This window comes from Vreelandella lionensis (genome assembly GCF_044543515.1).
GTDB lineage: Bacteria > Pseudomonadota > Gammaproteobacteria > Pseudomonadales > Halomonadaceae > Vreelandella > Vreelandella lionensis.
Genome location: NZ_JBITWC010000015.1, coordinates 85,229 through 99,444 on the forward strand (window position 1 = coordinate 85,229; position 14,216 = coordinate 99,444).

Sequence of the window (14,216 nt, forward strand, 5' to 3'; positions counted from 1 at the left end):
TATCCTACATTGGAGTAAGTGACAACAGCAGAGGAAAGGCGATGACGCTAGCCATTGTGGCCACGCGGGCAGGCGTGGGGTTGGAAGCACCGGCGGTACATGTAGAGGTTCACTTAGCTAACGGTTTGCCGGGGTTAACCCTGGTAGGGTTGCCGGAAACCGCCGTGAAAGAGAGCCGCGAACGGGTGCGCAGCGCCTTGATCAACGCGGGCTTTGACTTCCCCAACACCAAGCGCATTACCCTCAACCTCGCCCCGGCGGACCTGCCCAAAGAGGGTGGCCGGTTTGATTTGCCGATTGCACTGGGCATCCTCGCGGCCTCCGGCCAAATCCCGGTGGATGCGCTGGAAGGCATGGAGTGCGCGGGGGAACTGGCCCTGGACGGCAAACTGCGGGCGGTGCCCGGCGTGCTGCCGTTTGCGCTGGCTACCCGCCGCGCCAACAAAGCGCTGATCGTGCCCCGCGCCTGCGCCGATGAAGCCGCCCTGGCGGGCGATTTACCGGTGCTACCCGCCGACTCTCTCTGGCAAGTGGTCGCCCACTTACTGGGCCAGGAGAAAATTCAGCCCCACCAGCTCTCAGCATCCGTTAAATCCACCGCCCCGGTAGCCGACTTAGCCGACGTGCGCGGACAGCATCAGGCCCGCCGGGCGCTGGAAGTAGCAGCGGCAGGAGGCCATAACCTATTGCTCGCAGGCCCACCCGGCACCGGCAAAACCATGCTGGCCAGCCGTTTACCCGGCATCCTGCCGCCGCTTTCAGAGGATGATGCGCTACAGGTGGCAGCGGTGCGCTCGGTATGTGGCTTAGCGCTGGAAGCCGACTGGGGCCAGCGGCCTTTTCGCCAACCCCACCATAGCGCGAGCGCCGCCGCGCTGGTCGGCGGCGGCTGTCATTTTCAACAATTGTTGCGACTAAACAATAATTGCTGCGACAATCTCTATGTTGAGTTTACATAGAGCACGCCCTTGTGACCGTTTCTCTCAAACAATCCAGAACCTTTAGCTTTCAAGATGGCACCCTTAAAGACGAAACTGAGCGCTTGGTCGTTTGGTGGTACGGGCCTATCTTCAAAAATATCCGCTCACAAAGCGTCCCTAAAATTTATGTATTTTTAAGACCTATTGATCAGGAGAACAAATTAGGAGACGTGATTAAGCGAACGACGGTCTTAACGCATGTCGGACTATTGAGAATCGGCTCCGTCTGGGAAAAGGGCGTGAGCAACTCCCGCATCGCATTTGAGGAGAAAACATTCCCTGTTTCGTTCTCTCCGGGCGGCTGGCGGATTGTCTCCTTAGACGACTTGCACAAAGCAGGGCGCAGCCTCTATACCTCCTTTCATGAGGCAAGCTATTTACCGCTGGACAGAAAACACAAATCGTACCTGATTGAATTTGACCTCCCAGATGGCAAACATCTGCTCATCCCTTGCACCGAATTTTTTGCACGCGTTTACGGTCGATCATCTGAAATCAAGCGTGTGCTCGCCACTTACTGTTGGGAGGAGGTCAAAGAACGGCTTTATCGACCGCTTAATGCGCCCCCATCGCCAGGTACCTGGCCTGTCAGATTTACATATCGTGTTCATAGGCACGATGCGATTTTGCTCGCGCACATGCTGTACGACCCCTATGCCGAACAAGCTGCCAGAGATATTTATGCGCAGACTGAAGCCAGCTTCCCCCAAGATAAGATGCTTTTAAAAGTCACTCCATGGTTTCAAGGCAGCGGGGAAATCTCTGTTTCTGGCGTTCCAATTGATGGTGGCAACACATTCCTAGGCTTGCAGATATTAGGCTGTACGCAGCCCGATGGTGCCACGATCCACCGTGAAAGAGAGAAATCAACGACAGTACCAGCCACCGATGGCGACGATGCCCCCTCTCAGTTCCCCTATCATCAGCTTCAAGACATCCCCGATGTCATTGACCTGACGGATGATGACGAGCCCGACCATGGTTCTTCCTGGCTAGACCTTACTGAGGACGAATTCGTTATTTTAGGTAAGCCTCGCGCCGTCTTGGATAAACGATATACCCGAAAAAACGTGCCCGATACACGAGGCGTCCCCGTTCCGGGTGACGAAACCATTTTCTCCACTGGGGAGCCACATGGGTCAGGGAAGGGAGTGGGACAAGCGTCTATTCATGCTCCTATTACACTGGAATCACAGGGCTTTCTACGTGATATGTGGAATGCGCTTCTCTATTTACAATCGGCCTATCCCGCAACGATTCGTGGCGTTAGCTGGTTTACCTTTGAAGACGGATTCAGCACTTCTCCTGACCCTCGGTTAATCAGCCTCGAACCTTTCGAAATAGACGAGGAGGTGGAAACGTCAGTCGCTAATTGGGTTTACATTGATACTCAGACCAAGGTACCTCGCGGGGTGCTCGTCGTTCGGGTGCATGTGTTAGATCAAACGCTCTATCTCATGGAGATCCAACGACGCCCTCCAAAACCCAGAGCTGGCGGTAGCGAGGAGGCATCCAAGCCTCCTTCCTATAAAGGTTTAGTCTTCACGCTGAGCCACCAAGGCAGCTTCGAGCAGTGGTTACGCCAAGTGCTGTCTAACGTGCGGCACGTAGAAGGTGTTGTCCAAAAACTAGTTGGTCACTGCCCAGGATTCGCCGATACGTTCAAGCACCCTAAATCCAAAAAGGAACAGATACCCTGCGAAGCCTCTGTGTTAAATGCTTTTAGCAAGGTCAGTATTGGTCGCAGTGACTTAGCATAGGTACTATTTGCCACCTTTATGAGTAGCGGTGTCTGTTTTGTCGGTAAGAGCAACCTGTACACCCCGTGTGCAGGTTGCTCTTCTGACGAAGAGCCGATACGGCCATCCCTTCAGTGGCGGGCGAGGATCTTCGCTGCGATGGGCGAAGTGATCATTTGAATCACGGCAAAAAAAGCGGCTGGAATTGCGATCTCTGATGGCAAGCCAGAAGCAGCGACAAACGCTGCAGCGATGCTGAATTCCTTTTTACTGACCGTGAAAAGATAGGTAATCACCTCTTTGCGATCAGAGGTGAGTAACCGTGAGGACATACCTACCAGGTACCCAATCAAATTGAGGCACAGGGCCGCGCCCGCAATCACAAACGCATACCAGCCATAGCCAATGATCGTGGTGGCATTCGGCCCGACCACGGCGAGTAGGATCAGCAGATACAGAATCGACCCTATCCCTGCATACGCTGAATCATGCCGTGCAAAGAAAGCCGAGAACCTTGTACGCAAGCTGACCCCAATCACGGTAGGAAGAAGCACGATTAGTGTTAATTCAAGAATAATTGATCCAAGCGGCACGTCTAACTGAAGGCCGGTGAGCCATAAAAACAGGAAGGGAACAATAAACGGACATAACGCGGTGTTGACTGCGTTGAAAACAGCGGCAAGCGCCACATTGCCTTTCGCCATCAGTACCAAAAGAGGAGAAGACACATCTGTCGGCAGCGTGCCGAGCAAGGTTTGGCCAGCAGCCAGCGGGCCGCTTCCAAAAAATAGACGGCCCGTTAGCCACCCGGCAATCGACATAGGCCCATAGACCAGCCCCAATGCCAACAACTGCCGTGACGGCTTTCGGAACACGATGCGCACTGCATGCGCATCGAATGTGAGGCTGATAATCAACATCAGTAATGCCAGTAATGGCCCAATCGCGAACTTAAGCATTATTCCGGTGGCCGGAAAGAGTAAGCCTCCCCCCGCGACGACGATTACAAACCAGACAAGGTGCGCCTCGACAAAATAAATGAATCTACCCATGGTGGATTGGACGTTACCGGTTGAAGTGGATTGAGCCCCGCACCTAAAACATGATCACCTTCGGCCCAGCACACAAAGGCTCCTTGGTAGCTAGGGACGTGCTTCCCAATCCAGCGATGCAAATAGATAATGCTCAAGGGTTGAAGCTTTAGTTGCTAGAGGTTTTATAGTACCAAGAACAGATAATTCGAGAGAAGGTAACAGATGGGACATCATCATGATCATCCCCACATTGATCCTGCCTCTGGCGACCGGCGCGTCAGCATCTCCATTTGGGCCAATGGGCTCTTAACCATCGCTCAAATCGTCGGTGGCATTATGGCGGGGAGCCTATCGCTGATCGCTGATGCGTTACATAACTTTTCTGACATGGCAGCATTAGTCATTGCCTTTGCTGCTCGTAAAATCGCCAGACGGCCTGCCGATGCGCATATGACCTTTGGCTATGGCCGCATCGAGATAGTGGCAGCACTCATCAATTACACCACCCTCATTATTGTCGGTGTCTACCTGATTTACGAAGGCGCTATGCGGATGGTCGATCCCCCTGAGATAGAGGGATGGACGATCGTGATTATTGGTGGCGTCGCGCTCGTCGTCGATGCCCTTACCGCCATGCTCACGTGGTCAATGCAAAAAGAGAGTGTCAATATCCGCGCCCTTTTTCTGCATAACTTATCGGATGCGTTTGCCTCCATCGCCGTGATTATCGGTGGTTCGCTTATTTTACTGTACGACATGCGCTGGGTGGACCCCGCGATCACGATAGGGATTGCGCTATATATTCTTTACCTAGCCTTCTCTGAAATTGGCGGCCCTATCCGTACGCTAATGCTGGGATCTCCCCCGGACATTGACGGGCAGGCAGTCGTTGAGACCGTACGAGATATCGAGGGAGTCCAGGATATTCACCATGTGCATCTATGGCAGATGCAGGAAAACATGGCAGCCCTTGACTGCCACGTGGTTCTGACAGAAACCGGCTGGCAGCAGCTTGAATCCGTCAAAGCAGAGATCAAGGAGCAGCTTAAAATGCGCTTCAGTATTGCTCATTCCAGCCTAGAGTTTGAGCATAGTGACCACGCGCATCAAAATGCCAATCTATATGGGCACGAGTGATAGACCGAGGCCGACTCCCGGCTCAGGTAGGTAGCGAGCGGCTTACTCCCATAGCGATTGGCTTATTTTTCAACCCTACTTTTCCACCCCATCGTTGAGAAAGAGAGAGAAACATGTTCAAAAAAGCGTCTTTTATATTGGCCGGTACGTTAATGCTGACCGCTGCGATCGTCGCCGTATCGAAACCTGCCCTCTTAGATATGCAAGCTCAGGCAGCAAAGGAGAGCAGTGTCCAGGCAGAGGACTCCTTGGTGCGCTCACACTCCCCCATCTTGGGACGAGAAGACGCGCCGGTGACGATTGTGGAATTCTTCGATCCGGCTTGCGAAGCCTGCCGTGCTTTCTATCCCCTGACAAAAAGTATTCTGGAAACCTACCCAGAAAAAGTGCGGCTCATCGTGCGCTACACTCCTTTCCACGGCGACGTATCTGATAAGGCCATTCGGGTATTAGAAGTTGCTCGTCGTCAGGGCGTCTTTGAACCGGTACTGGAGAGGCTGCTGGCTCGCCAGGATCAATGGGCTTCACATGGCAGTTTTGATGAATCCGCTATCCTCGATATCGCGAGCCAAGGAGGCCTTGATTTAGCGGCTGCCGAAGAGCAACTGACTTCTGCTGAGGTGCAGGCGGTGATTGACCAAGACATGGCGGATGTCAGAGCCAATCAGATTCGCCAAACACCTACCTTTTTTGTCAATGGCGAGCCTTTAGACCCCTTTGGTATGCAAGAGCTGATTGATGCCGTTGAGAGTGAAGTAGCGGAGATCTCTGGGGAAGAGGATGGCCAGTGATGCAGCGCTGGTGGTTACTAGGCTTTGTGGGCTTTTACCCCTTGCTAGCCGAAGCCAATTGGCAAACGCATCTGTCATTGCCTCCGTCTGAACTTAGCCCTGTCAAGTTACAGGCGGCTAGCGAGCAAGAAGGCACATTACCGCTCGATAGCGTTGATACCCTAACCTTTGGGCGTGATGTCGTCATTGATACCACCCTCTACGAGGCCTTGGCAGCAGAAGGTGTCCCAACGCGTTTCGCCACTAAACTGGAAACACTGCTCAGCGAGTTTATCGCAGCGCCGCTGGAGTTTTCTGGCAGTGAACGTATTCAATTAGTGTGGGAGGAAGATCGACGCCAGGACGGCGCCCGTGTTGGGCCACCACGCCTCAGTTATGCCGCTCTGCCTGATCAGGCAGAGCCCTTGGAGGTCATATGGCCGGTCACCCAAAAGGGGGACGTAGCTCTTTTCAAAAGCGACACCCTGCTAGGCACGTTGCGGTTGCCCGTGCTTAGTGCCCGCTTAACGTCTCGCTTTGGGAATCGGCGACATCCTGTGTATGGAGGGATGCGTCCTCATAATGGAATTGACTTGGCTGCGCCGACAGGAACGCCGGTCATTGCCACCGCACCTGGGCGCGTATTCTTTATGGGTCGCCAAGGGGGATATGGGCAGGTGATCGAGGTGGAGCACGACACAGGGGCCATTAGTCGCTACACACACCTTAGCCGATTCTCCCCACAGCTAGTGGTTGGGGATTTAGTCAATGCGGGAGAGTCGCTCGGAGAGGTAGGTTCCTCCGGGGTCGCCACGGGCCCCAACCTGCATTACGAAGTGAGAGTCAATAACCAGCCTGTTGATCCCCTTGGTCAAGGTCAACGCATCATGTTGGGTGAGCAGCCGACTCAAGGTGAATATCAAGCGTCACTTTACGAGGCAAGAGATCGCTTGGAACAAGCTATCGGCACGGCGTCCATTTATGACTTGATCTCGTTTAACGAGCCGTAACCACCCGTGCTTAGCAACGTTGCATGGATTGTTAGTAACGTGAACGTGTGCTTGCCTCGTTATGGAACCCTAGCGCTGTGATCACTCATCTACCACAAGACAGGTAATCGGTATGGAAGAGGTTTCTCTCGTCACAATGGGGGTATTGGGAAGCCTTGCCGCGGGCTTGATGACGGCTGTCGGGGCGCTTCCTATCTTGTTTACCAAAAGACCGAATCGTGGTGTTCGCGATTTAGCGTTGGGGTTCGCCGCTGGCGTCATGCTAGCGGCCTCTTTCTTCTCACTGATCATACCCTCCTTAGAAGCCTCGGAGCTGCGTTACGGAGGTAGCGTGGTACCTGCTGCCATTGCCTGTGCGGCCATCTTGCTAGGGATTGGAATGGTCGCACTACTGAACGAACTCTTACCTCATGAGCACTTCGAACAGGGGCGAGAAGGGCCAGAGGCTGCCTCACTACGTCGTATCTGGTTGTTTATTATTGCCATTACGATACACAACCTGCCAGAAGGGCTAGCCGTTGGCGTGGCCTTCGGCGCAGGGGGAAGCGAAGGAGGCATTCCACTAGCGATTGGCATTGGACTTCAGAATGCCCCAGAAGGACTGGCCGTAGCAGTATCACTGCTAGGCGTGGGCTATTCACGTTGGCGGTCATGGACGATTGCCGCCCTTACGGGGCTTGTTGAGCCGTTGGGTGGCTTATTAGGCGCTGGAGTCATCAGCATGTCACAAGCGCTACTGCCCTGGGGGTTGGCCTTTGCAGCGGGGGCGATGTTGTATGTGATCAGTCATGAGATTATTCCCGAAACTCATCGAAGCGGGCACCAAAAAAAGGCCACGCTGGGCCTCTCCATCGGATTGGTACTCATGCTGTTTTTGGATGTTTCGCTGGGCTGACCATTGGGCGTGGGGCGTAGCGTTAGTGCTAACCCAAGTCGAGAGCCCCTCCGTGCGATTTTTCAGTGATACAGAGTTGATGATCACTGATGACCTCAATGATTCGGCAGCTTTCCACTTTACCACCGGCACACTGCGTGACCATCCGTTGAAGCTCCTCACGCAGTATGGACAGTCGTTGAAGGCGGGACTCCACTTTCTTTAGGTGATGCGTGGCGATGGCATCGACTTCTTGGCAAGGCATATCAGGTTGATCTGACATGGCCAAAAGCTCTCGCACTGACTCCACCGAAAAGCCAAAGTCACGGGCATGACGAATAAAGGTCAAGCGCCGCACAGCGTCGTCTCCATAGCGGCGCTGCCCCCCACCGGTTCGTGTCGCATCGCGCAACAGCCCAATACGCTCGTAATAGCGAACCGTTTCAGGTTTGCAATCGGCTCGTCGTGCTAACTCACCAATGCTGATACTTTGGCCGATCATCGACATGGTAAAACTCCTTAGGCAGGGCTTGAAGCTGTAGTTGCTACAAGGTTTACACTTAAAAACCATAGCCCATTGGCAGGAGAGGCACCATGAAAACATCAACGCCGACAACAGCGCCTACCACCTTGACGCTGCGTGTTGAAGGCATGGACTGCGGCGGTTGTGAGCGCAAGGTTGTATCGGCGCTAGAGCGACTGGAAGGCATTGAGGAAGTCACGGCAAGCTCGGTCACGGGATCAGTGAAGATTCACCACCACGATCACGGGGCCCCCTCGCGAAAGACCATTGAGGGCATCCTGAACGAACTAGGCTATCAAGTGGCTTCCCATGATGGCCAAACACGCGCACCTGGTGCTTCATCCTCTTGGTGGCAAACCGCTAAAGGGCGCTTGGTCATTATCACAGGCAATTTGCTGATCGTAGCCTTCGCGCTTCGTTTAGCATGGCCTGCGCTGGGTAATATGCCTTTCATTTTGGCCACGCTAGTCGGCTTAATACCCATTGCGCAGAGTGCCTGGGGCGCCCTCAAAATGCGCAATCCCTTTACCATAGAGATGCTGATGTGCATCGCTGCGCTTGGCGCATTGGCCATCAATGCTGCCGCTGAAGCTGCGATGGTCGTGTTCTTGTTCGCCGTAGGTGAGCTACTCGAAGGGGTAGCTGCTTCACGAGCGCGCCGCAGTATCTCAGCCTTGGCAAATTTAACACCCTCAACGGCGAGGCTGATGGACAATGGCCATCTGCGTGACGTCTCGGCGGAGTCACTTAAACCCGGGCAGCGTGTGCTGGTGCGGCCCGGTGATCGCGTACCCTGCGATGGACGCATCCTGGTGGGCACCTCCGACATTGACGAGTCGCCGGTAAACGGCGAGTCCATACCCCGTTCGCGAGCGCCTGGTGATGACATTTTTGCTGGCACAGTGAATCTTGATGCCGCCCTGGAGGTGGAGGTAACACGAGGCGCTGATGACAATACGATCGCACGCGTTATTCGTCTGGTTGAAGAAGCACAGGCCGCCAAGGCACCGATAGCACGCTTTATTGATCGTTTTGCGTATTACTATATGCCCGCCGTCGTCTTACTCGCCCTACTGATGGCGATAGTGCCACCGCTGGTATCGACCATGGCATGGTCGGAGTCGATTTACCGTGCGTTAGCATTGCTGTTAATCGCATGCCCCTGCGCGTTAGTCATTTCCACCCCAGCCGCCATCGCCGCCGGTCTCTCGGCGGGAGCTCGGCGCGGACTACTGATCAAAGGGGGAGCCGTTCTTGAACAGTTAGGTAAGCTTCGCTTGGTGGCATTAGATAAAACGGGCACCCTCACTGCGGGTACCCCAAGAGTCACAGATGTGGAGTCTTGGATTGCTGAGGAAGACGATAACAGCGTATTGCGGCTCGCCGCCGCAATAGAGCGGGATTCCAGTCACCCTATCGCCACGGCTATCGTTGAGCATGCCCGACAGTCGGGCATCAACCTCCCCACCGTCACCGGCGGCCGCGCTCTGGCGGGGCGCGGTGTTTCCGGCCAGGTGGAGGGTCGCGAGCTGAGCTTAATGACGCCTCGTCACCTTCACGAGAAAGTCATCCTTGAGGAAAGTCTCAGTGCTCGGATTGTCGCGTTAGAAGAAGCCGGTAAGAGCCTCGCTCTCCTCGTCGAAGGCGAGCGTTTACTGGGCTTGATCGCGGTTCGCGATGAGCCACGCGAAGATGCCATTGAAGGCCTAGCGGCGCTATCCCGTTTGGGCGTACAGGCGGTCATGCTCAGCGGTGATAATGCCCGCACCGTCGCTGCCACGGGGGGTCGCTTAGGCATTGAAGCGTACGGCGAACTAATGCCTGAAGACAAGGCAGCGTATGTTCGAGACTGGCAAGCGGCTGGCCGTGGCCCCATCGGTAAAGTAGGCGATGGCATCAACGATGCACCGGCACTCGCGGCAGCCGATGTGGGTATCGCGATGGGGGGCGGCACGGATGTGGCGTTGGAAACCGCCGATGCAGCCTTGCTCAAGAACCGCGTTACCGGCATCGCTGAGCTGATAGACCTCTCTCGTGCCACACTGCGCAATGTGAAAACCAACGTTGTTCTCGCCCTTGGCTTAAAAGCCATTTTCCTAGTTACAACGGCGCTGGGTATTACCGGCATGTGGATTGCGGTGATGGCCGATACCGGTGCTACCGTCCTGGTGACGTTGAACGCCATGCGACTGCTGGGTTACCGCTTTTCGCCCAGTACCGCAATGACAGGCCTGTCACAAGGAAAAACAACGTCATGAGAACAGCGCCAAACGATAGCCCTTCACGACGTTGGCCATGGTTCACATTTGCTTGCGTATTGGCTCTAGCCGATCAACTGGTCAAAGAAATCGTGCACGCCCAGATGTCGTTTGGCCAAGTCATTCCGCTAACGCCGTTTTTTAACTGGGTTTATACCGGGAACACAGGAGCCGCTTTCAGCTTTCTCGCAGAAGCAGGGGGTTGGCAGCGCTACCTCTTTCTTGGTTTAGCGTTGGTGGTGGTCGTCGTATTGGTTGTGCAGCTATGCAAACCCCTGTCGCGCTTGGAGGCCTGTGCGTACAGCCTGATTCTTGGCGGCGCGCTCGGTAATACTGTTGATCGCTTAGCGCGAGGGTACGTCGTCGACTATCTGGACATTTACTGGGGCGAATGGCATTGGCCCGCCTTTAACATGGCCGATATCGCTCTGTTTGCAGGTGTATTGATGTTCGCAGTGGCGTTATGGCGTGAAAGTCCTGCTTTTAAGCGCTCTGAGTAACGCTATGGATGTGGTCGATAAAGATAAAGAATATACGCTTTTTGCTGGGCGCTCCTCACCAATAGTCGATTGCGTTGTAGCGCTCGCCGCTGGGGTAATGACCACCTTGAGTGCCGCCCCCTTTTCCCTATGGTGGCTTGGCCCAGTGGCCGTGGCACTGGTCTATTGGAAGATACAGTCGCTAACGCCCGCCATGGCCACCCTGCGTGGGTGGTGCTATGGGGTAGGCCTGTTCGGTTCTGGCACATCATGGGTCTTCGTTGCTATTCACGATTTCAGTGGCACCGGGGCCTTGGTGGCGATGCTCCTCACCACTCTTTTTGTCAGCGCCCTGGCGCTCTTCTTTGCAATCCCCTTTGGGCTCTATCGGCGCATCACGGGGCCACGGTTAGCCTGTCTTAGCTTTGCCGGTATGTGGGTGGTGAGCGAATGGCTACGCACCTGGTTGCTCACCGGCTTTCCCTGGTTATTGCTGGGCACCTCTCAGGTAGATTCTCCACTAGCCCCATGGGCGCCCGTTGGTGGTGTGTACTTGCTGTCACTCATGACCGCGCTGACAGGTACGTTAGGGGTAGAGGTACTGCGTCGCCGCTGGGGTTTCCTTGTCCCAATGGCCGCCTTGTGGATCGTTCCATTCCTATTGCCCGCCCAATGGACAACCCCGGCTGGCAAGCCCATCCGGGTGGCATTGCTGCAAGGGAATCTTGACCAGCGCATTAAGTGGACTGCCCAAGGGCAGCGCGAGGCGATCAGTATCTACACGGCGATGACACGGGAGCAAGCAAGGGATATCGATCTCATCGTTTGGCCCGAGGCAGCCCTTCCCATGCTTGAGCAGGAAGCACAGCAAATACTTGAGCAAGTAGCGTCCGACCTGGGGCCTGACACCGCCTTGTTGACCGGCATTTTGCAACGCGACAGTGAAGGGCGCTCTTATAACAGCGTCATAGGGCTAAATGATGTGCAGGGCGAATACCAGAAGGCGCACTTGGTGCCCTTTGGCGAGTATTTGCCATTCCAAAGTCTCCTCGCTGGCACCCTTGCTTTTTTCGACTTGCCAGTACCTCGCCTGACCCCAGGGACAGGCGAACAGGCTCCGTTACACGTGGCTGGAGCCACCATTGGCAATGCCATTTGTTACGAAATCATTTTTGCCGACCATGTCGCCCAACAGGCGCGTAATGCCGAGCTGCTATTAACGGTTTCCAACGATACGTGGTTTGGGCGCTCCATTGGCCCACACCAACATCTTCAAATGGCGCGTCTACGTGCCTTAGAAAATGGTCGTCACCTACTTCGAGCTACCAGTAATGGCGTGACGGCCATCATCGATTCACAAGGCCACGTCACAGCCCGTGCCCCACAGTTTGAACCGGCCAGTTTAACTGGCGAGGTGACCCCGATGCAGGGCCTAACTCCTTTCACACGCACCGGTAGTGGCCCCGCTTGGATACTCGCTGCGGTGCTGACACTGCTCGGGTTACAACTGAACTTATCTCGATCAAAAAACGACGCATTAGATGAAAAAGGAACCTAGCGATGCTCTTGGCAAAGAACGCAGCAATACTTAAGAGATTCCTCCCATGGCCAATGCAGATCGGCTTCATCGTGAGTGTGATGGTTTCGTTTCTGGCATGGCTCCCTGTCGCCATGGCGGCACAACCTTCCACTGCCCAGGAGACGGAATGGCCCAAAGGGCATTACCCGCTACCAGAGGAAGGTAATATTATCGGAGAGGCTGACACCTTTATCGTAAAGGATTACGACGATACCTTGATAGATATTGCCAGGCGTCACAACCTTGGCTATTTGGAGATGATCCGTGCAAACCCAGAGGTTAGCATCTGGGTTCCAGGGGTGGGCACGGAAGTGACTATTCCGGGACGTTTTATTCTGCCGAATGTGGAGCGTACTGGGATCGTCATCAATATCGCCGAGCTGCGGCTTTACTACTACCCAGATGTCAAAAACGGTGAGACACCGCGTGTTGAGACCTATCCTATTGGCATTGGTCGCGAAGGGTTTGATACTCCTCTAGGCGTGACCGAGACCACCATGAACATTAAAAACCCCGCGTGGTACCCGCCTGAGTCGGTAAAACGCGAAGCGGAAGCACGCGGTGAAACCGCGCCCAGCGTTGTGCCACCCGGCCCCGATAACCCGCTAGGAGACCATGCCATCATCCTAGGCTTCGATGGCTATTTGATTCACGGCACCAACCAGCCCGATGGCATTGGCATGCGCGCAAGCCGAGGTTGTATCCGCATGTTACCCAAAGACATCGAATCTATATTTGACCGCATTCCACCCGGCACCCAAGTCAACATCATCAATCAGCCGATCAAGATAGGTTGGGAAGGCGGTCAGCCGCTGATTCAAGCCTTTCCGCCGCTTGGAGAAGAAGAGCACAGTATGACCGCACTCACAGAGACCATGACACGCCTTAACCAATACAATGTCGATAACGTAAACCTCGATTACGAGCAGCTCAGCGATGTCCTGTCACTCTCTAACGGGCTTATAACCCCACTACATCCAAAGCAGGAACAGGAGCCACAGCGCCACAGCCCAGAAGAGAAGGCTATCAAGGGCATTTATGAAGACCTGGTTTTGACGTCATCTCAACGGTCATGACACGCCTTTTGGCACCCCGTTGAGCCCTGGCATATAGGTAGAGAGCCATAGCCCCGTCCAAACGGCGGGGCGACATTCGCCTACAGAGTCGCGGGGCCCTCCAAGTGACTGCGCGCTATCAGTGTCTTAGCACTCAATATCCAGAGGCAGCCAGTAGGTAACGCCACCCACTACCACCTGTATCCCGTCTGTCGTCCGCTCTACGGTCTGTTGTCGAAGCATTTTCTGCGTTAATTTTGTGTCATGGAAATACTCCATGGCAGCAACGATCCATGCCTCCCTCCAGGCCTCTCCTTGATCAGCACACCGGGCCATCGTCATCAGGGTGCGGGCTAGTGTTTCTTTTCGCCGCTTTCTTGCCCGTTTTACATCCACCCGAGGAGCCAACGTGGTGGCATGTTGGCGATTTAAGAAATTAGTAAACCCCGTGACCGAGGCTGCTTGTCCGGGCACCGCCTGCAAATAGTTGTCCACATCGCCCTGTTGAGGCAGTCGCTGCCCCTCCCGGTCAGTAGCGAGTAGCAATGCGGCTGCCGCTCTTAGTGCAAGTCGTGCGGAGGTGTGGGACGTTTTGCCCGCCTCTATACGGGTTTCCAATTGCTGCCAATAAGCATGCAGCGCTTTTTCTGATAAAGAAGCGGACGGCATAGACCTGAGACACGTGAACCGTACCGGGATTCCCGGAGGCTCCAAACCTTGAGAGGATGGAGCCATGAGCAAATCAAATCGATATTCCCCTGAAGTTCGCCAGCGGGCG

At 54.7% G+C, this 14,216-nt stretch carries 12 protein-coding genes and 1 pseudogene; 10 read left to right on the top strand and 3 right to left on the bottom strand.

The window, feature by feature from the left end:
* Window positions 1-41 precede the first annotated feature (41 nt).
* Together ACIGG6_RS11025 and ACIGG6_RS11030 are read left to right on the top strand one after the other, a co-directional pair.
* Window positions 42-890 (top strand): annotated as a pseudogene (locus ACIGG6_RS11025) (YifB family Mg chelatase-like AAA ATPase); the annotation flags it as partial.
* 80 nt (window positions 891-970) lie between these two features.
* A complete protein-coding gene (locus ACIGG6_RS11030; protein ID WP_027957951.1) occupies window positions 971-2,740 on the top strand; it encodes a hypothetical protein in 1,770 nt (589 codons plus the stop codon).
* Window positions 2,741-2,850: 110 nt separating this feature from the next.
* Here the strand turns inward: ACIGG6_RS11030 and ACIGG6_RS11035 are convergent, their stop codons facing one another.
* Complete coding sequence (locus ACIGG6_RS11035) at window positions 2,851-3,771, bottom strand: bile acid:sodium symporter family protein (protein WP_027957952.1); 921 nt, start codon at window positions 3,769-3,771, stop codon at window positions 2,851-2,853.
* A gap of 204 nt (window positions 3,772-3,975) precedes the next feature.
* Between ACIGG6_RS11035 and ACIGG6_RS11040 the strand changes: the two genes are divergently transcribed.
* The 4 genes from ACIGG6_RS11040 to ACIGG6_RS11055 all read left to right on the top strand — a co-directional run bounded on the left by ACIGG6_RS11040 (window position 3,976) and on the right by ACIGG6_RS11055 (window position 7,565).
* Window positions 3,976-4,890 carry a cation diffusion facilitator family transporter gene (locus ACIGG6_RS11040; protein ID WP_016916432.1) on the top strand — a complete coding sequence of 305 codons (915 nt, stop codon included), beginning with the start codon at window positions 3,976-3,978 and terminating at the stop codon, window positions 4,888-4,890.
* A gap of 113 nt (window positions 4,891-5,003) precedes the next feature.
* Entirely contained in the window at window positions 5,004-5,681 is a 678-nt protein-coding gene (locus tag ACIGG6_RS11045; protein ID WP_016916431.1) for a DsbA family protein, read from the top strand.
* Window positions 5,681-6,670, top strand: coding sequence for a M23 family metallopeptidase (locus ACIGG6_RS11050; RefSeq protein WP_016916430.1), 990 nt, complete (start codon window positions 5,681-5,683; stop codon window positions 6,668-6,670). The genes ACIGG6_RS11045 and ACIGG6_RS11050 overlap by 1 nt, the downstream gene beginning before the upstream one ends.
* Window positions 6,671-6,782: 112 nt before the next feature.
* Window positions 6,783-7,565 carry a ZIP family metal transporter gene (locus ACIGG6_RS11055; protein WP_016916429.1) on the top strand — a complete coding sequence of 261 codons (783 nt, stop codon included), beginning with the start codon at window positions 6,783-6,785 and terminating at the stop codon, window positions 7,563-7,565.
* A gap of 28 nt (window positions 7,566-7,593) precedes the next feature.
* Here ACIGG6_RS11055 and ACIGG6_RS11060 read toward each other — a convergent pair whose 3' ends face one another.
* A complete protein-coding gene (locus ACIGG6_RS11060) occupies window positions 7,594-8,052 on the bottom strand; it encodes a MerR family transcriptional regulator (RefSeq protein WP_027957954.1) in 459 nt (152 codons plus the stop codon).
* A gap of 86 nt (window positions 8,053-8,138) precedes the next feature.
* Here ACIGG6_RS11060 and ACIGG6_RS11065 point away from each other — a divergent pair, with 86 nt between their 5' ends.
* The 4 genes from ACIGG6_RS11065 to ACIGG6_RS11080 are packed head-to-tail and all read left to right on the top strand — an operon-like array spanning window position 8,139 to window position 13,459.
* On the top strand, window positions 8,139-10,325 hold the full coding sequence (locus ACIGG6_RS11065; RefSeq protein ID WP_027957955.1) for a heavy metal translocating P-type ATPase: 2,187 nt from the start codon (window positions 8,139-8,141) through the stop codon (window positions 10,323-10,325).
* On the top strand, window positions 10,322-10,825 hold the full coding sequence (lspA, locus tag ACIGG6_RS11070; protein ID WP_027957956.1) for a signal peptidase II: 504 nt from the start codon (window positions 10,322-10,324) through the stop codon (window positions 10,823-10,825). Before ACIGG6_RS11065 ends, lspA begins: the two co-directional genes overlap by 4 nt.
* A 4-nt stretch (window positions 10,826-10,829) precedes the next feature.
* The gene (gene lnt / locus ACIGG6_RS11075) at window positions 10,830-12,362 is read left to right on the top strand and encodes an apolipoprotein N-acyltransferase (RefSeq protein ID WP_027957957.1); all 1,533 of its coding nucleotides are present in this window, start codon (window positions 10,830-10,832) and stop codon (window positions 12,360-12,362) included.
* Between the two features lie 53 nt (window positions 12,363-12,415).
* Window positions 12,416-13,459 (top strand): L,D-transpeptidase family protein, encoded by a 1,044-nt coding sequence (locus ACIGG6_RS11080; RefSeq protein WP_035539261.1) that lies wholly within the window; start codon window positions 12,416-12,418, stop codon window positions 13,457-13,459.
* A gap of 126 nt (window positions 13,460-13,585) precedes the next feature.
* On the opposite strand, the gene ACIGG6_RS11085 is transcribed toward ACIGG6_RS11080, so the two are convergent.
* Window positions 13,586-14,107: a hypothetical protein gene (locus ACIGG6_RS11085; RefSeq protein ID WP_281997892.1), complete on the bottom strand. Its 522-nt coding sequence runs from the start codon at window positions 14,105-14,107 to the stop codon at window positions 13,586-13,588.
* Window positions 14,108-14,216: the final 109 nt, after the last annotated feature.

Coding starts and splice junctions, on each gene's coding strand:
- ACIGG6_RS11035 (WP_027957952.1), bottom strand. CDS start 3,771: ATGGGTAGATTCATTTATTTTGTCGAGGCGCACCTTGTCTGGTTTGTA.
- ACIGG6_RS11040 (WP_016916432.1), top strand. CDS start 3,976: ATGGGACATCATCATGATCATCCCCACATTGATCCTGCCTCTGGCGAC.
- ACIGG6_RS11045 (WP_016916431.1), top strand. CDS start 5,004: ATGTTCAAAAAAGCGTCTTTTATATTGGCCGGTACGTTAATGCTGACC.
- ACIGG6_RS11050 (WP_016916430.1), top strand. CDS start 5,681: ATGCAGCGCTGGTGGTTACTAGGCTTTGTGGGCTTTTACCCCTTGCTA.
- ACIGG6_RS11055 (WP_016916429.1), top strand. CDS start 6,783: ATGGAAGAGGTTTCTCTCGTCACAATGGGGGTATTGGGAAGCCTTGCC.
- ACIGG6_RS11060 (WP_027957954.1), bottom strand. CDS start 8,052: ATGTCGATGATCGGCCAAAGTATCAGCATTGGTGAGTTAGCACGACGA.
- ACIGG6_RS11065 (WP_027957955.1), top strand. CDS start 8,139: ATGAAAACATCAACGCCGACAACAGCGCCTACCACCTTGACGCTGCGT.
- lspA (WP_027957956.1), top strand. CDS start 10,322: ATGAGAACAGCGCCAAACGATAGCCCTTCACGACGTTGGCCATGGTTC.
- lnt (WP_027957957.1), top strand. CDS start 10,830: ATGGATGTGGTCGATAAAGATAAAGAATATACGCTTTTTGCTGGGCGC.
- ACIGG6_RS11080 (WP_035539261.1), top strand. CDS start 12,416: ATGCAGATCGGCTTCATCGTGAGTGTGATGGTTTCGTTTCTGGCATGG.
- ACIGG6_RS11085 (WP_281997892.1), bottom strand. CDS start 14,107: ATGCCGTCCGCTTCTTTATCAGAAAAAGCGCTGCATGCTTATTGGCAG.